Here is a 22,205-nt window from a genome sequence, read left to right as displayed (position 1 = left end):
TCTACATTGAGTCTCATTTCTCGAATCTCAGGATGACGCTGTAGTCCTCCACAGCACGCTTCGCGTCGTTCAAAATAAGATCGCCAGATTGCAGCCAGGCGTGGGCTCTGAAAGGTGGCTGCTTCACACCCACGAGGAGCTCGAGCGATGCGATGTAGGGATAGAAAAACAGGTAGCCCCCTACGGAATCCTCAAGACAGCGCGGGCGGCGGAACCGAAGGTTGCGCAGATGTTGGAAGACGCTGGCGTAGTAATGGATTTCTTCGACTCCCATTGAGACCGGTGCCGTACCCCGACGCGAGGCGCATAAAAAGTCGAGTTGACGAGCGATGGTCTGGCTGCGAATGAAGCGAGCAGCATGAGCCGCACGCGCGTAGTGCCACACCAGATGGAGGGGTGGTAGAAAGGCTGGCGGTGAACTCAGGCAATCGCGCAACTTTGCCGTCGTCTCGGTTAGCCGTTCACGCTCCTCCGGACAAGCTGCAGATGTGCTCGCCATGCTGTAACGATTGGATCGCAGGTCGAGGCTGATCCAACGCCCGTTAGACCACGCATGAAATATGTCGCTCACAGCAGCGATCCCTTGCCCACCCACCGCCTCAAACTGATGGGATGGGCCCAAGCCCATCCCATCAAGACGGTCCGCGTCAATCGCACCCATCCACGAAATAATAATCGCCGGTCGTGTGTTCTGCGCGCCACGAGCCCCCAAAGCCTTTTGTGAGCTCGGTGGCGTCCCCGAGGTCCTGCACCGTGTCATTGATGGCGGTGTCATTGATAGCGGTTTCATTCATAGCGGTTGTATTCATCCACTTTCTCCAGAGTGACCGGCATATCGCCAGCGCGCGGAAGTTAGCAGCGTGATATAAAATAGGGCTTTTATTTTTTGAGTATGATGTCGATCGATTCGAAAAATAGTTTGACGTTGCGGAGAATGCGGGATTTGGGCGACGAGGCAATTAGGCGGCGCGTTTGCCGCCAGCGGCCGAAGGGACGATGAATCAATCACCTATGATCATACGTACGCCGAGTCTTCCAGGATTAGTCAGAGGGGAAGGTTTCATCGCCAGGTTTCATCAACACTCGCGTTTTACAAATTCCAATGGCGTTTACCCCAGGTCTTCCCGCACCCTAAGGTTAAATCCAGGTTGAAGTTCGCTCGGGCCTACAACAATGACCAGAAAATGAAAGCGCAACCGCGGTTCAAAACAGATGGGGTATTCGGTCCTGATCGCCTGGCCTATGCGCCGAGTAGCCCCTTTTGCCTGGCGATCATGAACCCGTTCATTTGAAAGGGAAAAACCATGATCTACGTCGGCCTGGATGTTTCCATTAATTTCTTGCGATATTCGACGGGACCGGGAAGGTTGTTCTGCGCCTTCGATTGTGGGCACCTTGAGCCTTGGACCAGTCAAGTTGAGCGGGTGGGCCTGGAAGGAGGACCGACTTCAGAATGGCTGACGCGAATTAATGGGACCGGGGCTTCCGGCCGTTAGTTTGCCCGGCAGGTAAGGCAGCGCTTTCAGCTGCTATGCCGGTGAAGACCCGACTGCAACGACGCGCGTGGAATCGTGCAGTTGTGGTTGTTTCAAGCCCGTCCATGTCAACGTGAGCGCGTTCGCGACCGTGCGCCACCACACGATGCGCGCCAAGGAATGTCTCGTCGAACAAGATGGCGCTCACTATGATCTTCAAGCTCGGCAGGTCGCCGAGAAAAGCTGGCCTCGTGTCAATGGCCACAAAAAGTTGCCGAAACTCTCACCATCTAAATTCACCGATGGAATAGAAGTCGCCAGACTGCAAACTCAATCCGCTGTCGCCTAGCCCCTTGGGGCGCCAACATTCGGCGAACGCATCAGAACACCCATCTGGCTATGTGATTGAAGAGAAGAGGTTTTGTTAAGCGGGATGCGATCCCGCGGGATATTTTGGGTTCTGTCGCGCTCGTTCGGCGATAGATTGAGCAGCAATTGTTATCAGCCAGGTGCGGGCGAGGATCCAAGGACCATCTGGCAGAGGATGGATGGATTCGATCTCGCCGGCCTTGAACACCGGGATGTGGTAGTTCGAGCGCATTGATGTGACGCGCTCGCGGGTCCAGCGATTGCCGTTACCGGACTTGAGGCCGTTGCGATTGAGGAGGCCGGCAATCAGATCGTCGCTAGCGATCAACACCAGTTGACGCACGGCTTGGACGATATCGGCAGAGGTGCTGTTGCGCTGTCCGCGCCGGCGCTTCGGCAAGCGCAAGTCGCTGTGGGCGCCCCCCACCCAAAGGACCACGAGAACGATCTCCGAGGCTGCGTCGTCGATATCGGAAACGACCTCATAGATGAGGGGCGCACAATACGCTTCTTCAGGCGGGCATCCGTCGTCGGCGCATCCCAAACCGTTTTGAGGTTCAAAGCCAGAACGCCGAGCGAGGCCGGATCAGCAAGGGGGGCGGGCATCGCCGCATCATGCATGGCGATCTTGGCCTCAACCTCCGCCGCGTGAGCGAGCACTCTGTTCCAGCGGGCTTCCAACTCACTGGCCACCAGCCGGTTCGCGGGATCAGCGGCGTCGTATTGCCGGAAAGCCCTGTCGGCGGCATAGCGCGCCGCTTCGAGGTCGCAACTGAGGGCATCGCGTACCTGATCGCGCCGTTCCCTGGCTCCCTTGGCGGCAGCGGTTGCGGCAGCGACAGCACCCGGACCGACGCCTCCAAGCAGTGCTTCCTCGATGGCGTCATGGACGCGCAGTCCGAAGGCGATGCAGTGGGCCCCGCCATTGTCCATCCAGGCGCGGCTTGCAGCGGATCAGACCGGCCAGCAGAACTGCAAGGGGAGCTGCGCGTCCGGCCTGACCATGGACCGTGTCCAAGCCCGCGCATGCCTGACCTTGCGCGATCTGATTCGTCGACATTTTGGAGGCACTCGCCTTGCGCAAGCGGAAAAAATAATCCCTTTGAGCGCTGCGGGCCTGAGCTGCCGCAATTTTCATCCATTTGTAGGCGAGAACGACATCCTGCGGAACGCCATGACCTTTGTCATACAACAGTCCGAGCACGCCTGGGCAAATGGAATTCCGGCATTCGCGGCCTGAATATATAGGCCGACGGCAGCATCGTACGCCTTTGGTGCGCCGAATCCGTTTTCGTCCATGAAACCAAGCATCGCCTGTGCTTGCGCGTTGCCGCATAAGGCAAATGGGGTGAGCTGGCGGACTGCTTTCTGATAGTCCCCATGTGCACAAGTGCTCCTTGCCGATGCAATGCCGTCTGCGCGTGTTGGCGCCAACGCGACAAGCAGAGGCATCATTTGCGCCAGCACGAACCAGATGATGTCGCGTCGAGCCAACAGCGGGATATGACAATGATCAGCGGACATTGCGGACACGCAATTCATCTGTAATGCTCGCGCCGACTGCACCGCGAAGTTTCGAACGTAGCTCCTCTGCCAGCTGATGCGCATCGCTGCCGGTCTGGATGATCTGGGGTCGAATGAAGATGATCAACTCCGTCCGCTCCCCCGTTTTTCTCTGGTGTGAAAACACATCGCCAAGGCCGGGAATCTCGTCAAGTAGCGGAATGCCGCTGCGCTTCCCATTGTGGCCTTCACTGATCAGTCCGGCCAGGACCACGGTTTGGCCGTTTGCCACAGAGACCGCGCTCTTCACCCTGCGTTGGGACACGGTCGGCGTAAGCTCGGTTGAACCGGCCGAGGATACGTGGCTGATCTCCTGTTCGATCTCGAGACTGACGTGGCCACTTGTGGTGATACGCGGCACAACGCGAAGAATAATGCCTGTGTTGCGGTAGTCGATAGTACTAACCACAGCGCCGTTTTGCGATGGATAACTCGTTTTGCTAGTCTGGACCGGAACGACATCGCCCACCTGAAGGGTTGCGGGCTGGTTGTTGGTGACAACGAGTGACGGATTGGACAACACATTGACGCTGGTCACCCCGTGCAGCGCATCGAGGATAATCGCCGGCTGTGACTCCGATCCGATCAGGAAGTTGAAGCCCGGAACGCGATTTAGCAGCGCGTTCGCTGCCATACTCACTGCGCCGCTGGTCGAAGTCGACGTAAGGATAGAGCCCTGGTCGGCCTTCAATCCAAGCTGCTTGCTAGTCAGATAGCTCTGGACACCGTAACTCAGCTCGTTCGTGAGCTTTACTTCCGCAATCGTCGCCTCGATGCCGACCTGCAGCACGGGTTGATCGAGCTTCTTCAAGGTGGAACTGATGATCCGATAGTTTTCGCGACTGGCATAGATCAAGACAGAGTTATTCACGATATCAGGGGTGATCCGTACGTTGGGCATGACCGGCGGTCCGCTCCCAGTTGGGGTATCAAGACCACCGCTGGCGTCCGTTGCGTTCGAATTCAAGCCTGATGGGAAGGAGTTACTTACGCCGTTGCCGCCCGACGTGGGGGTGGACAGGCTGGGGGACGGCGCGGACGTATTGGCCGATAGCCGTTCGGCAGCCGAAGCCGTGCGAGTGACCTCCTTATCGGTGATGTCGATCGACGTCGAGGCGCTGCCCACGAACATCTGGTTCAGCACCTTGGCCAAGTGGCGGGCGTCACTATAGCGGACACGATAGACACGAACCCCGGTTTGAGCCGAGTCTGCACGATCGAGCCGATGGATCCAAGTCGCTACGGTCTGGAGCAAAGGCGGCTTGCGCGTTACGACCATGATGGCGTTCAACCTGGAGACGACTAGAAGCTTCACAAGGTCATGACTGAGCCCGTTGTCGCCGGAATCCAAGATACTCTCGAGCTCTGCGATCAGAGGCTCTGGCGCGGAATTGCGGATGGGATAAATGCCTACCGATTGGCCTTTCATCCAGTCGACATCGAAGCTAAGGGCGGTTTCGACGGCGATTCGCCGCTCAGGTCCGGTCCCCTGGATCAGAAGCAGGTTTCGCGTGGGGTCCGCACGTACGCTTCCCGCGCGGGTTGCAAAGCTGTCCATCAGCTTGAGGATGGTTTTCGCTGCAACATATTGCAGCGGTACCACTGACACTCCATAGCCGGCTTCGGAACGACGAGCATCAGCATCGACGTGGCCGGCTCCAGTGGCGTTGCCAAGGGGCGTCACTTTGTATCCGCCCGTATCGCGTACCAGTGCAAGGCCGGAAAGTCGCAGCGCGCTCTCGAGGACGAAAACGATGTCAGATCTGGGCACCGGTCGTGCGGACGCCAGGCTGACAGTGGCCTGCTCGCGTGGATCGATGGTATAGCCGAGACCGAGAATGTCCCCGAGCATCACCTTTAGCACAGTGGCGACGGGCACGTTCTCGAAGTTCAGATCGTAGCCGGGACCGTTTGGGGTCTGCTGCGGCCGCACCTCCGTGGCTTCGGAGATCTCTGAACCCGAATAGGCGCTGCTTGCTACACCGTCTGAGTTAGGCGATGCTTGAAAAGGCGCGATCGGCTGTTCGCTGCGCGGAAGGATGTCGAGCGATCGGACTTTGTCGAGCACCTCCAAATCAGCGGGTGCTGTCGTGGGTGTGCCGTTCGTGACGATGCTACATGAAGCGAACAGAAACATTGCCGCGACAAGCAGCATGTTGCGCGCGACTCCACTGCACTGACTGCGACTTACTGGAAGACTCGCTGGATTGCTGATCCACTTAGGCTAATGATGGATGTGGCTTGGAGCTCCGCGGCAGATTTACTATCCCGCGCAGGACAGCCGGCAAGATGGGTGCGCCGATCCGCCGCGATTAGCCACTTGATCTCGATACCCAATCGTTTGAAGTTGGAGCCATTGCGCCGGAGGGCGGGTGATCTCGCCACCAAGTTTATCTTGCCCAAGCACGAGTTCGATCGCTTATGTCCGGCCGGTTCATCCTGTTATCGGTTGCCCGCCCACGTCGCCTTTGAAGTGCGGTGGAATGGATGATCTGTTTGCCCGTTGCAGTATTTGATGCGGTTGAAGTCGCTCCGCCCACATCGACGTTACTGAAGAGCCGGATGGCAAGCCTGAAGATGCGCAATGGCAAGAAGAGCTCAAAGTTGCGGCGAGCGCCCAGTTTGCGGTGTAGTTCGTCGCAGTCATTATCTTGTACCCTTTGAGTGGCCAAGCGTCATAGGCCCACGTATCCAAGTGCCGGTATAGGAAGACGTGCCGTTGGCGCTCGCCACCGGGGGGTGAAGCTCAACGCCTCTCCAAACGATGGGCCTCGTGCGGATAGCGTTTCAAGTTTTGGTTGGTTTGACCACGCGCCTCACTCGCCCGCGGTCGCCGGGGTCGAAGGCTCAGTCCGAGCGCCACAGATGTCGTCCAGAAGTAGCCGTGGCAACTCGTGAACGTTCATCGATGCGCCGCATCAGCGGCGGATGGTCGCCTGGTCAGCGACGGGTGGCGGCCCATAGGCGCTTGAGCGGACAAGACCGAGCAACTAGCAGTGCCGGCGACCAGCGGCTTTCCATGATTGTTGCGTCGTACTCGCCGCTGCCGGTCTCGAACCTGCGGGCCACCGGCTCCAGAAGTTGCTGCTTTCGTTGCCTCGGATGCAACTGATAGCGTTGCGTCAGATTGGCCTCTTGTTGCATGCCTCTGCAGTCCCCCACCGCGATGTTTGTATTCAGCGCCGCATCAATCGTTCGTCTCGTGCTCTGGGTCATTCTCCCCTCTGTCACTTTCGGCGGAGCGGCCCCAGTCAAATTAGCCAACCGGTCAGAGTCTCAGGGCCGCCCCAGCTTTAAGTCTTCAGCAAGGACTGTACCAACCCGCAGGGGCGACATGGCGCCGCTCTGAATGTCGCGTTCGCGACGGAGCTGGCGGATTATAGACCTTCGTAGTCGAACACTATCGCATTCGAGCCGATGAAGCGCGCGGCTCCCCGTCGGACGATCTGCCTAAACAACATTGCGCGCCGATGTCAGCGTCTCTCACAATTTGGCATGTGACTTGCCAGAGATGTTTGACGAGTCGACTCGGGTCCGATGCCGACCCCTGGGCGCGGATCATGTTATGTGCGGTACATCGTCAATGCAATTCATCGAGCATCTCCGGCGCATGTGTTCGGCGCACCCGGAGGGCGACGCTCAAACCGGTGAGCGGCCGACGAAAACTTGGGAGATGTTTGACCTATCGGCAGAGTCATTTGCCGACGAAGCCGCCAGCTTTTCTGGTCTCGAACGTATTACGCTGCAGGAAATGATGGCGGCCGCTCCTGCAATCGACCAGTTTTCGCCAGCCTTTCTTCGCGAAGTGGTCGCTTTTCCTCACCGCGTTTCGGATGGCACACCCGTCTTTGCCATGGCGGATCCCACCGACCAGCCCGCGCGTAGAGCCGCGGAGCTGGTGTTCGGGGGGCCGACCTCATTTAAGGTAGCTTCGATAGAGGACATTGCTATCTGTCTCGATCAGAAGCTCGGGGCTGCGGAAGAGAGGGCAGTCCGCCGTTCAGCAGCTACGCGATGACGATATCGAAAGTCTGCGCGACCTGGCGAGCGGCGCGCCCGTCGTGCGCGCGGTCACCGATCTGATCGAAAAAGCCCTCGAAATGCGCGCTAGTGACATTCATATCGAGCCGTTCTCAATGGGCCTTACGGTTCGGTTGCGGATCGATGGGCTGCTTCGTGCCATTCAGCCGCCAGCGGGTGTGCTGCCCCAGGCAGTCATCTCTCGCATCAAGATCATTGCTGGGTTGAACATTGCGGAGCGACGGCTGCCGCAAGACGGAGCTGCGCGAATTCGGGTCGGTCGCGAGATCGACGTGCGTGTTGCTATCATGCCGACGCAGTATGGCGAGTCCGCGGCTCTGCGCCTTCTGCCGAAGGACCGCTCCCAGCTTGCAGTAGACCGTCTCGGCCTTTCCGAGCGCGATGAGGCTGTTCTGCGCAGCCTGATCACGGCTCCGCACGGCATGATTGTGGTCACAGGGCCGACTGGCAGCGGCAAAACGACAACTCTCGCTACCATAATGTCCATGCTCAATGTGCCAGAACGGAAAATCCTGACGGTCGAGGACCCCGTGGAATACGACATCCCCGGGATCAATCAGTCGCAAATCAAGCCTGCCATCGGGCTTACTTTCGCGAGTGCACTCCGCTCCTTTGTTCGTCAGGATCCCGACGTGATCATGGTCGGTGAAGTCCGAGATTCGGAGACGGCGAATTTGGCCGTCCATGCCGCGCTCACGGGACATCTTGTGCTCACGACGCTGCACGCCGAAACGGCCGCGGCGGCCGTGCCGCGACTGCTTGATCTCGGTGTGGAAGGCTACCTTTTGCGATCGACTTTGCGCGGCGTCATCGCACAGCGGCTGGTGCGACAACTCTGCGAGCATTGCAAGGCGCCGACACCGTGGGGCGAGGATGAACAGAGCCAGGACACCAGAGTGAGCCGCCTCGGACTATCTGCAGGGGAAATCATGTGGCAGCCGCGGGGCTGCGCACGCTGCGGCCACAGCGGCTATCGCGGTCGGATCGGAGTATTTGAGCTCCTCGAACTCAGCAGCGGTTTGCGTGAGCTGATCGCCGATAATGCCGATGGGCTGGCAATCGATCGCGCGGCGATTGGCGAGGGGATGACGACGATGCTGGACGATGGGATTGCGAAATGCCGCGCTGCAATCACAGCTCCCGCTGAAATTCTTCGTGTTGTTGCTACACGCTGAATCAGGATTATGCCAAGTTTTCGCTATCGAGCGTTGACCGAGTTCGGAGAGATCGTTGCCGGCTCGTTGGTCGCATCGACGCAAGCAGAGGCCGAGCGCCGAATTTCATCTCTGCATCTGCTACCGATTGAAGCCGTGGAGGAGGCCCGTTCCGCGTCGGTATTTCGCCGCGCATTCTGGCCTAATCGCCCTTCATACGCGGAGGTCACGAGTTTCACGCGCGACCTTGCGCTGCTTCTGAAGGCAGGAGCGCGCCTTGATGACGCTCTTGATCTGCTGTCAGGCGATTGCGATGTCGGCCGGCTGCGGCCGGTGATTAGACGATTGCGGTTGGCCGTTCTCGGCGGCGAAAGCTTTACCGACGCAGTTTCCGCGCAACCTGATCTGTTTCCGTCAATGTATAGCACACTCATGAAGGTCGGTGAAGCCTCTGGCACGCTCAGCCAAGTCCTCGAGGTTCTCGCGGCGGAGCGTGATCGGACCGAGGCAACTCGGCGGAAGCTCAGTGATGCCATGCATTATCCAATCTTCGTTTTGCTTGCAGCGGGCTGCGTTATGCTGTTCTTCATTCTGGCTGTGTTGCCGCAATTTTCATCAGTGCTGCGCGATTTCGGCGGCCGCGCCGACCCGGCACTTGGCTTCTTCATGGAAGCCTCTGATCTGATGCGAGCTAACCGCGCTTTGCTGCTGACCTCAGGCGCGTTCGTCCTGGCCGGGGGCTGGTGGCTCATGCGGCAGACCAAGGTGCGTGCTTCGATCGTCGCTGCGCTTGCAACGCTGCCTGGAATTGGCAGAATCTTCGTCTTCCACCGCACGAGCCTGTTCTGTCGGAACTTGGGTCTGTTGTTGGAGTGTGGCGTTAATCTCACCGCAACTCAGCGCATTCTCGTCGACGTGATGTCCGTGACCTCGTCTCCTGGCCCCTGGATCGAAGCGGTTGATCGCGTTCGGCACGGCGGCAAGCTGTCGCAAGCGCTGGCAGAGTCCAACGTCCTCCCGCCCATGGCCGTTCGCATGCTACGGTTGGGCGAGGAGACCGGCGAGTTGCCGGTGCTGGCCGGCCGAATCGCGGAATTCTATGAAGCGAAACTTCAGCGCAGCCTTGATCGTGTCTTGGGAATGGTCGGGCCAGCCGCAATACTGACGATCAGTATTGTCGTGGGAGGCCTGATCGTTTCGGTCATGACGGCGCTGCTTTCCGTCACGCAGCTCGTCGACTGACGAAGCGCAGAGGAGATCAGCATGACAACAGAATGCCAGCCGGTCGCGGAACGTCGTGCATACCAATCGAGACTTATGTGGCGTATGCCAGTGGAGGCCCCCGAAGGCGAGCGCGGATTTACCTTGGTCGAGATGCTGGTTGTGATCACCATCACAGGCCTGATCATGGGGCTGATCGGGCCAAGGGTCCTCAATTATCTCGGAGAGTCCAAGGTCAAGGCAGCTAAGATCCAGTTGCAGAGCTTCGCGAGCGCACTGGACCTCTTTTATCTGGACGCGGGTCGTTATCCCACGGCATCCGAAGGGTTACGAGCCTTGGCGAGCCGGCCCGCCGGCATTACGGCCTGGAACGGCCCGTACCTGAGAGGTGGCGCGATTCCCGCCGATCCCTGGAGTACGCCTTATGTGTATCGCTCCCCGGGCGAGCGTGGGCCATACGAGATTATATCCTATGGCGCCGACGGTCAGGAGGGAGGTAGCGGCACGGCTGCCGACATCATGCTCGGTGCGCAGACGAGCGCGCGCAATGAATGATGGTCAACGCGGCTTCACATTGCTGGAAGTGGTTTGCATGCTCGCGATCACCGGAATGATCGCGGCCGTGCTATTGCCGTTCGTGCCGCGGCAGACCTCCAAGGCAAGGCTGCAGGCCTATGCTCTTGCGGCCGCCTCGATCCTGAAAGCTGACCGGGCGATGTCGATCGGCGATGGCGTCAGGGTGGATACTATGGTTGATCGGCCAGGCCGGGCCATTCGTTCGGGCGCCAGCTCTGCTGCTGTCAAGGTGCCGGACGACGTTGAATTCGAGGCGATATTGCCACGCAGCTGCAACCAACGTCCGGTCTTATCGACGATCAGTTTCTTTCCGGACGGCCTGTCCTGCGGTGGTGCGATTGTGCTCTGGCGGGCTGACCTGCGTGTCGAGATCAGGATCGACTGGCTGACTGGGAGGATTGAGGTTGTCTCTCGTTCCGTCATCAAAGACTGAAGAGAGTGACGCTGGCTTCACTCTGATAGAGATGCTGGTCGCGCTCGCGGTGCTCAGCCTGTCACTTGGGTTAATTGGCAGTGTCGTATCAACTAATATGCGTGCCGTTCGTAAGATCGAGGAGAGGGTCTCAGTCATCCAAGAGGTGAGCGCAGCTCTTGCCACCGCAATTCCCGACCGTGATCGGTTGCTACTGGGTACATTGCGCGGTGCGTCCGCCTCCGGCGAGTGGACTGTTCTGGTTGCGCCGATCGGAACGGGTTGGGACGTCGCCGCTGGTCAGGCGGGCTGGATTCCTCGCATGGTGGAGCTGCGTCTCCGTTCGGCATCGGGCGCCGTCGTCGATGTGCGCACAGTGCGACTGGCGCGGACTGCAAGATGATGTGTGCGGCATCAGAACATCGTGACGAGCGAGCCGGTTTCACCCTGATTGAGGCCCTGGCTGCGCTTGCTGTCGCGGAGCTCGTGATGTCGTTGCTCGCGACGGTGTCGTCGCAATGGTTTCCGGCGTGGAATCGCGGCGTCAATCGTGTTCAACGCGCGGAGATGCTCGGCGTGGCGCTGCGCCGAATAGCCAACGATCTTTCTGCAGCGGAGTTTGTCCCGTCCAATCGCGACCAGACGCGGCCTCTGTTTGAAGGGGGAGAGCTGGGGGTAACGTTTGTTCGCAAGGCGATTGGACCGAATGTCGGGCCCGGCCTTGACATCGTCCAGATTGGCGAAACTGCTATCAGACCCGATGTTGCGCTCGTGCGCTCGCGAACTCCCTTCACACCGTTGCCCGTTGGCGTTTCACTTTCCGAAACTCTTCATTTCACCGATCGAGTGGTACTGCTTACTCCTCCCTTCCGACTGTCCTTTGCCTATGCGGATGCGAGCCTTGCTTGGAGGCCGGATTGGCATGAGGCGGGTCGGCTTCCTGCTGCCGTTCGCTTGACTATTCTCGATCGTAGTCGGGGCGGATTAGCCATAATGTCACGGGTGGTCCGGATTCATGTAGATGCTCCGGCTGCAGCATGTATTGAAAACGAGAGGGACTGCGTTAGCTCGAGGCCGGACGAGCCGCAGCCGGGCTCGAAGGCCGCTTTCGGTGGCGCGCGGAGCGATTGATGTTGCAATCGAAAGGGCAATCGTCACGGAAGGCTGGCCCTCGGGATGGCTTCATCCTGGTGGCGGTGCTGTGGTTTCTAGCAGCCTTGGCCGCGCTCATCGTGGTATTCTCAAACTACCTTTCGAACTCGGCGCGAGTCTTGCGGATTGATGATGACGCCCTGCAAGCGGAAGCGTTGGTCGCTGCCGGCGTTGAGCTAGCAGCGTATCAGTTGCTCATGGCGAAAAGCGAAGAGCGGCCAAGGCGCGGTGGATTCAGCATCCGGATCGGCGGTGACGTTGTAACGGTCTCGTTCTTAACCGAGGCTGCCCGAGTCGATCTCAATGCCGCGCCGAAGGAGATGATCGCCAATCTCTTCAATATCCTTGGCGCTGACGCCGAAGCGGCGCAGGATTATGCCGATAGAGTGGTATCGTGGCGTACCAATCCGGTGGATAAGGCGGCTGCGCGATCGGAAGAGGCGCTTTATGCAGCGGCGGGACGTAAATATGGACCGAGGCTGGCCCCCTTCGTCCATGTCGACGAGCTACCGCTAGTGCTGGGGCCGCCATCCTGGCTGCTTGACCGAGTGATGCCGTTTGTCACCGTCTTCAGCGGCTCGCCTGGGATAGACATCTTGGCCGCCCCCGCGGAGGTGGTCGCTTCAGTTCCGGGAATGACGCCGCTAATCCTGAAGGATTTCCTCGCCTCACGAGAGGCGTTATCCACCGATCCGGCTGCTATTGCGCAGGCGCTGGTGCCCGCAAGTGCCGGGGTCATCGCGGGAAAGAGCAACGCGTGGAGATTGCGCGTGTCATTAGAGGCAGCCGATGGCCGGCGGAGGTCGTCGGTGGTTGTAATTGAATTGGGCGAGGGGAAATTGCCTTATCGAGTTCTGTCGCACGAGGACGAGGGCACGCAAACACAGGACGCGCGCGGCGCGCGCCGTGGGGCATGAAGATGGGAAGTGACATGGAAACGGCGCTTACCGCCTGGTGTGCCGTGGTGGCTAGCGCCCTTGAAGCGATGGCGAACCGTATCCACCGGCGCCGTCGGGTAAGCGCTTGCCACGACGGAGCGGATGGGCTGACGCTACAACTGCTGCAGCACTCCGCACGCAAGCTGCAGCCCGAGAATGCCCATGTTCGGCTGGCCGGCGACCATACCCTGCCGAGCAACTGGATTGGGGTCCTGCGCGGGTGCGCAATGGACATTTACCTCACCCCAAACCAAGTTCTGGTTCGGCAGCTCGACTTTCCAAAGCAGGCAGAACCATTTCTAAACGGAATGATCCGTTCACAGATCGATCGACTAACGCCCTGGCGTGCCGAACAGGCGCTCTTTGGTTTTAGTGAACCTCAGTCGGCACCCAAGGAGCGCATCGGCCTCATTCTAGCAGCAGTGTCGCGTGCCACGATAGAGCCGCTGGTCCAGTTCGCGGATCATGTCGGAGCTGCCACAGTCGCGATCCATACACACAGCGAGTTGTCCTTGCATCCGATTACGCTTTTCAGCGCAGGTCTTCGGTCGGCAATCTCCGGTCGCCGAGACCTTGCGAAGCTCCTGAGGTTTTTTCTGCTCGGCGCTGGGGCTGCGACTGCATCGGTGCTGATAGTAACCATGGTGCTCAGCACTAAAGCAGACGGAGCATTGCAAGAACTGCGCAGCACGATTGCGCGTCAGCGGGCAGCAGTCAAGGACGATCCGAGCGAGGCTGCATCAACTGCCGGCGCGCTGCTCGCTCAGCGTAAGCACACTATGCCGGCGACGGTCTTGGTTCTTGATCATCTTTCGAGCATCCTGCCCGATGGTACATATATCACCAAGTTGCGTGTCGAGGGTGATCGGCTGCAACTGATTGGTCTGACTCAGGACGCCCCGACCCTGATTCAGCTGATCGAGCAGTCACCGCAGTTCAGCCGAGCCGCATTCTTCGCACCGACAACCAGATCATCGAACGAGCCCGGCGAGCGATTTCACATCGAGGTTCATGTGAATGCCTATTTCAAGGAAAGCACATGAGGGGATCCGCTCTCTGTCGGAGGGCATTTCGGTCATCACCTGCCGCAGCCGCGTTAGGCTATGGTATCGTAGTTCTCGCTTTCCTCTGGGTAATCGCAAGCGCCATCACCGATCTACTTGCGCGATATGACCAGCTCCACGACGCTGGAGAGCTATTGGCTCAGTTCGAGGGAGGAGCGGTTCGGCCTGATCGCCGCGGCGAGCCTAATCTCACCGGGCCTGAAGGCTCGGCTTTTCTCGAAGGAAAGACTGTGACAGTTGCAGGCGCTGCACTGCTGCAAAGGGTGGTGGGCGCCGTCACAAAAACCGGGGGCAACGTTCTGTCGACCGAGGTCGAACTGCAGGGTAACCATTCGAAAGCAGGCTTCATTAGTGTGGTGACGAGTTGCGAGATCGAACAACCAGCCTTGCAGCAACTGCTCTATGATCTGGAAGCCGGTCTTCCATTCCTCTTTGTGGAGCAACTCTTGGTCGAGACGTTGACCGTCACGACCACCCCGCCAGGAAAGCTGCGCGTTTCGCTGACGGTGTCGGGCCAATGGCGGGAACGCAAATGATGCGTCCTATCGTAATGATCCTTTTAGCCGCCGTCGTATTGGCCATAACAAACCAGTCGGTCTGCGCGGCCATAGCGGCTGTGAAAAGCGAGGAAGTGACGGACGCTGATTCGTTAGGGCAGCGCGAGGGTGGGGCAGGAGTCGACAAGCCTGAGCCCTCTTCATTGACCATCAACTCGGTCTCGATGCCGAAAGAGCCGGCATCCGGTGCCAATCCCTTGTGGGGGATTCCGTTGACCCGGCTATCCGCTACCCGGGATCGTCCCATCTTCTCGCCCTCACGACGGGCGCCGGTCCTCGTGTCGACGTCGGTTGCCACTGTGCCCGTGCCTCCGCTGTCCTCCAAGAGACCGGAGAAGCCGGCGCTCTCGTTGGTTGGAACGGTTGTGGGAGGTTTCGAGAGCTTTGGGATCTTCATCAATCAGTCCAGCAAGCTGTCGCTTCGAATGAGCGTCGGCGAACAGCATGATGGCTGGGTGCTACGCGAGGTGCGAGCTCGCGAGGTGATGTTGGAAAACTCCTCCAAGAGGGCAATCATGTCTATGCCCCAGCCTGGAAAAGGAAGTGAGGGAGAGATCCAGCTATCACCCTTGAACTCGACGACCCCCAAACAGAAGCTGGGACCTCGACAACTGCAGTAGTGGTCCGATCCAACAACCGGTCCTCGAAACAAGCCTGCGTTACGTCTTACTGTCAATCTACGAAGTCGTGGAATGAAAGCGTGTTGCCTTTGCACGCTTCTCCGCTGCATGGATTCAATGCCCGAGCGCATTCGGCGAGTTGGACTCGCCTGTGCCGTGACGACGTTCTCGGCCGGATCCTTGGTAAGCGCGATAATTCGTCAAGGTCCAGGAGCTAGTCGTGAGCATGCTGTTGCTCGGGATCCCGAAAACCCCTTCGTATCCCTGAATCCCGCAATCGCCGTTGACATCAGTTTTCGTGATTATGTGACCTCTCTTGCGCCAGAGAGTTGCAGAGGCGATGCAGCAGGGCGCGTTGTTGTGCCGCTGTGAATGTCCGCTAGTATTCTGCCTGGCGGGAATAGAACATAGAGTAATTGACAGCCTAGAAAGGGATACTTGCAACACCTGTCTGCACGGCGAGCACAACGAGTAGGCCAACGACCAGAAATGGTCCGAACGGGATCGACGTTCGTGCGGTGACGTCTTGCCCGATAAAATGGAGACAGAGTACGACCAACAGCGCCGCGACGCTTGCGGCGAGCAGCAGAATCGGAAAGTCGAATGGTCCAGTCCAAAGCGTAGCGGCGGCCAGGAACTTGACGTCGCCAAGGCCGAGCCCTTGTATGCTGCGCCAACGGAAGTAGAGTTCTCTCAACAGCAGGAGCAGGGCAGCGATTATCAGGCCTTGGCTGCCCGCGATCAGTGGACCAAGAGCACCCTCCGTCGCAAACGTCCTCGCAAGTCCCAGCGCTGCGATCAAGCCGTTGATCCAATCAGGGATGATGGCATAGCGGAGATCGGTCCAGATCAGCCATCCACACGCGAACAGCAGCAGCGCGTAACAGATTGTGTCAGTCAAGTCTGTCACGAACGGTGCGGCATGACGACAACATGGAGTGGCGGCTTGCAATGCGAGCAGGGGCCACAAAGATTGACCGCGGCGATCCAGCTTCCGAGCGCCTGGGTGCCAGACCGCGCGCGTTGCCATCGGGAGTCGGTTCGGCAGAACTTAAAGGTGAGCGCCATGAGAGTAGTAATTACGATGCACATAGGCATGCTGCGAACTTAGCCGCACCGCAACCGGCATGCAATGACTGAGGCGGGACACTGCTTACACCGGTTGCCTACGATCCAAGGTGGGTGACGGTAGTCCGCGCGCACAGCGGTGTGGGAATGCGTAGCGCCGTGGCGAGCAGCAGCCAAGCAAGGATCTTCCCGTATTCATCCCCGCTGATGGCGCGTTTCGCGCTTCTTTGGATCTTCATTCGCATCTGAGGGCGAGCGGCGGTTTCGTCACACACAAACCAGCTAACCGCAGGTCGGCCTTCCTGGCTTGACCGAATAAGGGCAGTCTCGACCCAGATTCGACATCAGCGACACGGTTACTCGACCGCTCTGCAGGCCCTTGCCGGGGCCGAAGGGAATAGTTTCGTCTCGATTGGGTCCGCCTCGACAACAACAACGATCCAGGGCACTCGGAGTGCCGCATTACAATTTTCATCCTCCTCTCAGCAAGCGGCGCGTCTGGAGAATGTAGCTGGCAGCCCGATTTGCGGGGACCATCTATTGAACGCACGCGCATTTACAACGAGGCCCTGGCGTAGCCCGCTTTGTGCTCGTGTCGGACCTTGAGAATGGCGCCAGGGCTAGCTTGGTTCTCCATTTCAACAGAACTTGATGGGCGCCGGGATCCCACGGCCGGCTTTCGGTCCTGCAATTCGGTGCGCTCAGCGGCAAGGGTTGCACAGTATCTTAATAGTCGCGATTTCGTCGCTAACGCTGCAACGAATGTCGGTCACTAGCCGTGCCGATTGTCTGTTTAACCCAATATCGAGCTACGACGCACCCAGATGCTACGAAGCACGCGTAATGTTGGAATTTCGATTTGGCACGTCGCTTGCTCTGTTCGCACGACCACAGCAATTCTCGCAAAGGACATCAACTTCAGACCACTGGCGGCGAGTCACCGCTGAACGACTGGTTGTCCGGCAGCTGCTGTGACGGTGCGTAGCGCGGTTGCGTCATCAGCATGCTCATGCGTCGGCGAAAAGGAGTAGACATGAAAAGAATGAGTCGCTCAAAGACAATTCTAACTGCTTTAGCCATGTTCCTGGTGGGCAGTCCCTGTGCTCATGCACAATCCTCAAGGCTTTGGGTCGTCACTGGCGACGATGTGGCAGCTGCCGCGCAGCGGTCTCTTGCGAGCCGACAATCAGTTGCGGACGATCTCGTTGTTCCCACGTTTCAAGTAATTAACGGCATGTCGGTTGCTGACATCGCTGAAACAGACCTGGACAGATTTTCTAATTGGATGCACAGCGCATGCCCGCGCTGCGGCGGCTTCACTGTCCACGCGTCGCGCGAGGCAGCCCTCAAGGAGGTGGACAACCCAGCTTATAAGCCCGGGTTTCGCTACTTAGCTCTCCTTCCGGAGACGCTTGATCAGCAGAGTACCGTGAGCCGCGCCCTTGACCGGGTTAAGGGCGATAAGATCCTCAGCATGATCACAATGCTCCAAGGTTTCGGGACGCGACACTTCGAAACGTCCAAAGGGCAAGAAGCGGCTGAGTTTGTTCGTAGAGAGTGGGAGAGCATGGGACAGGAGCGTCCAGACTTCACGGTCGCGCTATTTTCACACCGCTGGGTTCAGAACTCGGTTATCGGAACAATCCGAGGCGCGTCCCGGCCGGATGAAGTCGTGGTGATTGGCGCGCATATCGACTCTATTAATAAGAATAAAGAGAACCGCAAAGAGAACGCGCCTGGTGCTGACGACGACGCATCCGGAGTCGCGGTCATCACAGAGGCGCTTCGTGTGCCGATGGAAACGGGATTCAAACCGCAGCGGACTATTAAGTTCATGGCCTACGCGGCCGAAGAGGCAGGGCTTCGAGGCTCCGCAGAAATCGCGGACAGGTACGCGGCCGAAAGCAAAGAAGGGCAAAAGGTAATTGCGGCCTTGCAGTTTGACATGACCGGCTTCCATTCCGGCCGAGACACCCGGGACATCTACCTGGTGAACCAATACACCAGCCCCGAACTCAATGGTTTTCTCACTAAGCTCCTAAAGGAATACAACCATTCTGGTGCTCATGCGATCACGCATGGTGAAACTAAGGGTTGCTACGCATGCTCTGATCATGCCTCGTGGACGCGAAATGGCATCCGCGCAGCCTGGCCGTTCGAGGCTCCGCTCGAAAAGAGCAATCCATACATTCACACCTCGGAGGACGTGGTCTCCAAATTGGATGCAACAAAAGCCGCCCGCTTCGCCAAACTCGCAATTGAGTTTCTGATCGAAATAGCAAAAGGCGTCGACGGTCGTGAGAGCTATCGCAACTGATGATGGGAGAGATGACATTGGATATGCAGGTTGAGCCAGATCACAGCAATTACGTTCGCTAATTTCAATGCAGCGACGCGATTAATCGAGATTGAGAAGAGTGTCATGCGTCATAACCGTATCCGCGCACTGGCGTGCTTTGTATTGAGTGCCCCGCTAGGGTCAGCTACCGCCGCCGAGATCCGTGAGGTGAACAAGGTTGTACCTCAAACCGGTCCCCTAGGTGAAATAGCTCAAGGAAAATCACCTTAGGCCTCCGTGGCCGGATTGCTCGAGCTCGATACTTCTTCGTCGCTTAAGGCGCTGCCTAACCGTTCCGGCGTCACTCTCCGCCTTGAGCAGCAGCACAACGGAATTCCCGTGTGGGGCCAGCAGATCGTTGCCGAAAGATCTGCTGATGGCACGAGAATTGTTGCCATAAGCGGAACTGCCGCTTACGATTTAGGTCCGGCCCTGACCGCGAAGATCACCAAGCAGCAGGCGCTTCAAAAAGCTAAGGAGATTGTGCTCTCCTCTTCTCCTACGCTTCGCGCGAGCAGCTACGAAAATGAAGAGGCCGATCTCGTGTATCTCGTTCAAAAGAACGGCGAGGCCCGGCTTGTGTACCGCACGTCGTTCTTTACCACTGTTCGGGACGGCATAGCAGGCCCACGCCCGACACGTCCTGTGTTGTTTATCGACGCTATCACAGGCGAGACGGTGAGTTCCTATGAAAACCTACAACACGCACAAAAAGGAACGGGGCCTGGCGGAAATGCCAAGACTGGCCAGTACGCCTATGGAAGCGAAACCGTTCCGCCCTTCGAGGTGAGCGAGCAGGGCAGCACCTGTCAAATGGATAGCCCAGATGTTTTCACCGAGCACATGAACTTCTCTGCAGTCGGTACGAACAAGCCTTTTGCGTTTAGGTGTTACAACAACGCAGGGGATGATATCAATGGCGCGTTCTCACCGCTCAATGATGCCCCAATTCTTCGGGAAGGTTGTTGTGGACATGTATAGGGACTGGTACGGCGTCAGTCCTTTGAAGCAGAAACTGCATTTGCGCTACACTTCTCCAGGAATGAGGAAAACGCATTTTGGAATGGCAGTTCAATGACGTTTGGCGATGGGAAAGCGATGTTCTACCCTCTCGTGGGCTTGGATGTTGTTGCCCATGAAGTGTCGCATGGTTTCACAGAGCAGAATTCGAGCCTCGAATATCAGTACCAGTCAGGTGGTATGAATGAGTCGTTTTCCGACATGGCAGGAGAAGCTGCCGAATCCTATTACTTCCAGAAGTATGGCGATACATTCGGAAGATCGGGGTCTGACTTGACCGTGGGGGCGGATGTTACCCAAAAAGCTGGGACGTCGTTGCGATATATGTGCGACCCGCCACAGGATGGCCACTCTATAGACCACGTCTCCAAATACGATGATCGACTGAACGTTCACTATTCCAGTGGAATTTATAACAAGGTGTTTTGTATCCTATCGAAACGCTCTGGTTGGGATATCAGAAAATCATTCCACACGTTTGTTGTCGCGAATCAAGACTACTGGACTTTGAACGCCACGTTTCAAAGTGGTGCCGAAGGGGTACTCCGGGCGGCGGAGAAACTGAAGTATGACACCAAAGATGTCGTCTTTGCATTTGATCAAGTAGGGATTAGTTGCGCTATGACTGAATCCCAGGGCGCCGGGAGCTTGCTTGCAGACAAACCGCGTTGGGTCTGTGAGTCCGGCCGGACCACTGCCGGCTCGGTAAACTGACGGCGTATGGCTTCCTAGACCAGGACCAGATCTCGTTCGGGCCGGAGGGAATCGGCGCCCTGGTGAACGAAGCATGCTTCTCGTAGTGACCTGCCACTGCATTTTCATCCAGCGGCAGTTAGAGTCTCGCGGTTTTGTACGCCAAGTGGCGCGGATGGAGCAACGGACGATCGGCGGAGCTGGTCGGGGTTGCGCAGCCGATCGTCCGTTGCGGTGAGGTGGGCGGCGTAGGCCGCGGGGGTCAGGTATTTCAGCGACGAGTGGGGACGCTGGAGATTGTAGTCGGCGACCCAGTTGGCGATCTTGGCGCGGGCGTCATCGAGATCGAAGAACAGGGTCTCGTTGAGTAGCTCATCGCGCATCCGGCCATTGAAACTCTCGACGAAGCCGTTCTGCATCGGCTTTCCCGGCGCAATGAAGTGCCAATCGATGGCTGCGTCCTTGCACCAAGCGAGCATGGCGTTGCAGGTGAATTCGGTGCCATGGTCGGACACGATCATTCCTGGCTTGCCGCGTCGCTGGACGATTGCCGTCAGTTCGCGGGCCACGCGCCGCCCCGAGATCGACGTCTCCGGAATGGCGCCCAGGCATTCCTTGGTGACGTCGTCGACGATGTTGAGGATGCGGAAGCGTCGGCCATTGGCGAACTGGTCGTGGACGAAGTCCAGCGACCAGCGCGCGTTCGGCCTCGCCTCGACCAGGATCGGGGCACGGGTCCCCACGGCCTTGCGGCGAGCCCGCCGTTTGCGGACGGTGAGCCCTTCCTCGCGGTAAAGCCGGTAGATCCGGTTGATCCCCGATGGCTCGCCCTCCCGCCGCAGCAAGACGAACAACCGGCGATAGCCGAAACGCCGCCGCTCGTTGGCGAGATCGCGCAATCGGCCACGCAGAACTGCGTCCGGCGGGCGGCTGGAGCGATAGCGGATCATCTTCCGATCCGCCCCCACAATCGAGCAGGCCCGCCGTTCCGACAGGCTCATGACGGCCTGCAGATGCGCGATCGCAGCGCGCTTGGCGGCGGGCCCTACCATTTTTTTGAAAGGAGCTCGCGAAGTGCGGCCGCATCGAGCATCTGCTCGGCCAGAAGCTTCTTCAGCTTCGCGTTCTCCTCTTCCAAGGCCCTCAGCCGCTTCGCTTCGGAAACGTCCATACCGCCGAATTTGGCCTTCCAATTGTAGATCGTCGCCTCGGAAACACCGTGCTTGCGAGCCAGGTCGGCTGTCTTCGCCCCAGCCTCATGCTCCTTCAATACCGCGATAATCTGCTCTTCCGTGAACCTTGCTCGCTTCATCTGTCCGTCCTTCTTCGGGCCGGACTCTAACTCCTTCTGGAGGAAATACGCAGTGGCAGGTCAGTAGCCAACAAGCTTGTCAGCTTTTTTGCTTCTGGGCAAGCGTTGTCACCTTCGCGGCCGGCGCCTCCACCGGCTCCTGTGCTTGGTCGTTTCGAATTGACTCAGATAGCGCGCGACGCTCCCGTCCACCGAGCACGCCGTCGCTCCATCTTCGTGCGCGTGAAGTTCGTGTCCCGGTTGTTCACGGCATTGAACTTGCTGCCATTGGTGGCGGCGCCTCATCGTTGCCAAGAAAACCTCTCTTGGCAGAGTTCGAGCAGCAAAGAGGGACGCAACGCCGACCGCTAGCTCCGCAACCTCAAAGCTCATCTCAGCCAAACCGAGCGCATCGACAAATACGTTGATCACCCGAACAGGGTCGCTCTCGTCAATGAAGTCATCGAAGTATTCGGGCTGCAGCGCCCGCTGTCCACAATCTGCTTCTTCGTGCAGCGCCTCATCAATTCCCCTGGAGAATCACAGGGGAACATAACAGCAGCCAGTGTTGTCACAGCCAGGACTCGCTGCAGACATTCGCGGAAAGGCGCGCCGGTAACGAAGTCTTAGACTGGCACAACATATGTTGAGGA

At 58.4% G+C, this 22,205-nt stretch carries 21 protein-coding genes and 1 pseudogene; 14 read left to right on the top strand and 8 right to left on the bottom strand.

Translation table 11 applies throughout. The features are described from left to right. Window positions 1–13: 13 nt before the first annotated feature. The 6 genes from N2603_RS40060 to N2603_RS40035 form a co-directional block, all read right to left on the bottom strand. Complete coding sequence (locus tag N2603_RS40060; RefSeq protein ID WP_260386519.1) at window positions 14–571, bottom strand: lasso peptide biosynthesis B2 protein; 558 nt, start codon at window positions 569–571, stop codon at window positions 14–16. A gap of 76 nt (window positions 572–647) precedes the next feature. Next, window positions 648–809, bottom strand: a complete 162-nt coding sequence (locus tag N2603_RS40055; RefSeq protein WP_260386518.1) for a hypothetical protein — start codon at window positions 807–809, stop codon at window positions 648–650. Window positions 810–1,899: 1,090 nt separating this feature from the next. Further along, a complete protein-coding gene (locus N2603_RS40050; protein ID WP_260386517.1) occupies window positions 1,900–2,244 on the bottom strand; it encodes a hypothetical protein in 345 nt (114 codons plus the stop codon). A 734-nt stretch (window positions 2,245–2,978) separates the two neighbouring features. After that, a complete protein-coding gene (locus N2603_RS40045) occupies window positions 2,979–3,368 on the bottom strand; it encodes an SEL1-like repeat protein (RefSeq protein WP_311740840.1) in 390 nt (129 codons plus the stop codon). Next, complete coding sequence (gene gspD / locus N2603_RS40040) at window positions 3,358–5,562, bottom strand: type II secretion system secretin GspD (protein WP_260386516.1); 2,205 nt, start codon at window positions 5,560–5,562, stop codon at window positions 3,358–3,360. Before gspD ends, N2603_RS40045 begins: the two co-directional genes overlap by 11 nt. Window positions 5,563–6,347: 785 nt before the next feature. Continuing rightward, window positions 6,348–6,623, bottom strand: a complete 276-nt coding sequence (locus N2603_RS40035; protein WP_260386515.1) for a hypothetical protein — start codon at window positions 6,621–6,623, stop codon at window positions 6,348–6,350. Between the two features lie 349 nt (window positions 6,624–6,972). Between N2603_RS40035 and N2603_RS40030 the strand changes: the two are divergent. The 10 genes and pseudogenes from N2603_RS40030 (at window position 6,973) to N2603_RS39985 (ending at window position 15,142) form a co-directional block, all read left to right on the top strand. Then, window positions 6,973–8,623, top strand: a pseudogene (locus N2603_RS40030) (GspE/PulE family protein). 9 nt (window positions 8,624–8,632) lie between these two features. Beyond that, the gene (locus N2603_RS40025) at window positions 8,633–9,844 is read left to right on the top strand and encodes a type II secretion system F family protein (RefSeq protein WP_260386514.1); all 1,212 of its coding nucleotides are present in this window, start codon (window positions 8,633–8,635) and stop codon (window positions 9,842–9,844) included. Between the two features lie 75 nt (window positions 9,845–9,919). Then, window positions 9,920–10,378, top strand: coding sequence for a type II secretion system major pseudopilin GspG (gspG, locus tag N2603_RS40020; protein WP_260424378.1), 459 nt, complete (start codon window positions 9,920–9,922; stop codon window positions 10,376–10,378). Beyond that, the gene (locus tag N2603_RS40015; protein WP_260386513.1) at window positions 10,371–10,832 is read left to right on the top strand and encodes a prepilin-type N-terminal cleavage/methylation domain-containing protein; all 462 of its coding nucleotides are present in this window, start codon (window positions 10,371–10,373) and stop codon (window positions 10,830–10,832) included. Before gspG ends, N2603_RS40015 begins: the two co-directional genes overlap by 8 nt. Continuing rightward, the gene (locus N2603_RS40010; protein ID WP_260386512.1) at window positions 10,804–11,214 is read left to right on the top strand and encodes a PulJ/GspJ family protein; all 411 of its coding nucleotides are present in this window, start codon (window positions 10,804–10,806) and stop codon (window positions 11,212–11,214) included. The genes N2603_RS40015 and N2603_RS40010 overlap by 29 nt, the downstream gene beginning before the upstream one ends. Window positions 11,215–11,300: 86 nt before the next feature. Further along, window positions 11,301–11,942, top strand: a complete 642-nt coding sequence (locus tag N2603_RS40005) for a general secretion pathway protein GspJ (RefSeq protein ID WP_260386511.1) — start codon at window positions 11,301–11,303, stop codon at window positions 11,940–11,942. Further along, window positions 11,942–12,880, top strand: a complete 939-nt coding sequence (locus N2603_RS40000; protein WP_260386510.1) for a type II secretion system minor pseudopilin — start codon at window positions 11,942–11,944, stop codon at window positions 12,878–12,880. The genes N2603_RS40005 and N2603_RS40000 overlap by 1 nt, the downstream gene beginning before the upstream one ends. Before the next feature lie 2 nt (window positions 12,881–12,882). Further along, entirely contained in the window at window positions 12,883–13,944 is a 1,062-nt protein-coding gene (locus tag N2603_RS39995) for a PilN domain-containing protein (RefSeq protein WP_260386509.1), read from the top strand. Further along, window positions 13,941–14,501 (top strand): type II secretion system protein GspM, encoded by a 561-nt coding sequence (gene gspM / locus N2603_RS39990; protein WP_260386508.1) that lies wholly within the window; start codon window positions 13,941–13,943, stop codon window positions 14,499–14,501. The genes N2603_RS39995 and gspM overlap by 4 nt, the downstream gene beginning before the upstream one ends. Beyond that, entirely contained in the window at window positions 14,498–15,142 is a 645-nt protein-coding gene (locus N2603_RS39985) for a hypothetical protein (protein ID WP_260386507.1), read from the top strand. Before gspM ends, N2603_RS39985 begins: the two co-directional genes overlap by 4 nt. A 424-nt stretch (window positions 15,143–15,566) precedes the next feature. Here the strand turns inward: N2603_RS39985 and N2603_RS39980 are convergent, their stop codons facing one another. Continuing rightward, entirely contained in the window at window positions 15,567–16,052 is a 486-nt protein-coding gene (locus tag N2603_RS39980) for a prepilin peptidase (protein ID WP_260386506.1), read from the bottom strand. A 1,191-nt stretch (window positions 16,053–17,243) separates the two neighbouring features. On the opposite strand from N2603_RS39980, the gene N2603_RS39975 reads away from it, so the two are divergent. The 4 genes from N2603_RS39975 (at window position 17,244) to N2603_RS39960 (ending at window position 20,282) form a co-directional block, all read left to right on the top strand. After that, window positions 17,244–18,527: a M20/M25/M40 family metallo-hydrolase gene (locus N2603_RS39975; protein WP_260386505.1), complete on the top strand. Its 1,284-nt coding sequence runs from the start codon at window positions 17,244–17,246 to the stop codon at window positions 18,525–18,527. A gap of 30 nt (window positions 18,528–18,557) precedes the next feature. Continuing rightward, the gene (locus tag N2603_RS39970; protein ID WP_260386504.1) at window positions 18,558–18,779 is read left to right on the top strand and encodes a hypothetical protein; all 222 of its coding nucleotides are present in this window, start codon (window positions 18,558–18,560) and stop codon (window positions 18,777–18,779) included. Window positions 18,780–18,794: 15 nt separating this feature from the next. Next, on the top strand, window positions 18,795–19,529 hold the full coding sequence (locus N2603_RS39965) for a PepSY domain-containing protein (RefSeq protein ID WP_260386503.1): 735 nt from the start codon (window positions 18,795–18,797) through the stop codon (window positions 19,527–19,529). 93 nt (window positions 19,530–19,622) lie between these two features. Further along, a complete protein-coding gene (locus N2603_RS39960) occupies window positions 19,623–20,282 on the top strand; it encodes a M4 family metallopeptidase (protein ID WP_260386502.1) in 660 nt (219 codons plus the stop codon). A gap of 104 nt (window positions 20,283–20,386) precedes the next feature. Here the strand turns inward: N2603_RS39960 and N2603_RS39955 are convergent. After that, window positions 20,387–21,573 (bottom strand): IS3 family transposase gene (locus tag N2603_RS39955; RefSeq protein WP_260386094.1). Its coding sequence is split into 2 segments (ribosomal slippage): window positions 20,387–21,321 and window positions 21,321–21,573, totalling 1,188 coding nucleotides; the frame shifts between segments, so codons are not numbered across the junction. Window positions 21,574–22,205: the final 632 nt, after the last annotated feature.

Origin of the sequence: Bradyrhizobium huanghuaihaiense, from assembly GCF_025200885.1 — a bacterium.
Lineage (GTDB): Bacteria > Pseudomonadota > Alphaproteobacteria > Rhizobiales > Xanthobacteraceae > Bradyrhizobium > Bradyrhizobium huanghuaihaiense.
The sequence above is the reverse complement of the archived record's forward strand: the minus strand, read 5'-3'. Positions and strand labels throughout refer to the sequence as shown.

Excerpts from the sequence above, each read along its gene's own strand:
- N2603_RS40055 (WP_260386518.1), bottom strand. The coding sequence starts at position 809 with ATGAATACAACCGCTATGAATGAAACCGCTATCAATGACACCGCCATC.
- N2603_RS40045 (WP_311740840.1), bottom strand. The coding sequence starts at position 3,368 with ATGTCCGCTGATCATTGTCATATCCCGCTGTTGGCTCGACGCGACATC.
- gspD (WP_260386516.1), bottom strand. The coding sequence starts at position 5,562 with ATGCTGCTTGTCGCGGCAATGTTTCTGTTCGCTTCATGTAGCATCGTC.
- N2603_RS40035 (WP_260386515.1), bottom strand. The coding sequence starts at position 6,623 with ATGACCCAGAGCACGAGACGAACGATTGATGCGGCGCTGAATACAAAC.
- N2603_RS40025 (WP_260386514.1), top strand. The coding sequence starts at position 8,633 with ATGCCAAGTTTTCGCTATCGAGCGTTGACCGAGTTCGGAGAGATCGTT.
- gspG (WP_260424378.1), top strand. The coding sequence starts at position 9,920 with ATGTGGCGTATGCCAGTGGAGGCCCCCGAAGGCGAGCGCGGATTTACC.
- N2603_RS40015 (WP_260386513.1), top strand. The coding sequence starts at position 10,371 with ATGAATGATGGTCAACGCGGCTTCACATTGCTGGAAGTGGTTTGCATG.
- N2603_RS40005 (WP_260386511.1), top strand. The coding sequence starts at position 11,301 with ATGTCGTTGCTCGCGACGGTGTCGTCGCAATGGTTTCCGGCGTGGAAT.
- N2603_RS40000 (WP_260386510.1), top strand. The coding sequence starts at position 11,942 with ATGTTGCAATCGAAAGGGCAATCGTCACGGAAGGCTGGCCCTCGGGAT.
- N2603_RS39995 (WP_260386509.1), top strand. The coding sequence starts at position 12,883 with ATGGGAAGTGACATGGAAACGGCGCTTACCGCCTGGTGTGCCGTGGTG.
- gspM (WP_260386508.1), top strand. The coding sequence starts at position 13,941 with ATGAGGGGATCCGCTCTCTGTCGGAGGGCATTTCGGTCATCACCTGCC.
- N2603_RS39985 (WP_260386507.1), top strand. The coding sequence starts at position 14,498 with ATGATGCGTCCTATCGTAATGATCCTTTTAGCCGCCGTCGTATTGGCC.
- N2603_RS39975 (WP_260386505.1), top strand. The coding sequence starts at position 17,244 with ATGAAAAGAATGAGTCGCTCAAAGACAATTCTAACTGCTTTAGCCATG.
- N2603_RS39960 (WP_260386502.1), top strand. The coding sequence starts at position 19,623 with ATGACGTTTGGCGATGGGAAAGCGATGTTCTACCCTCTCGTGGGCTTG.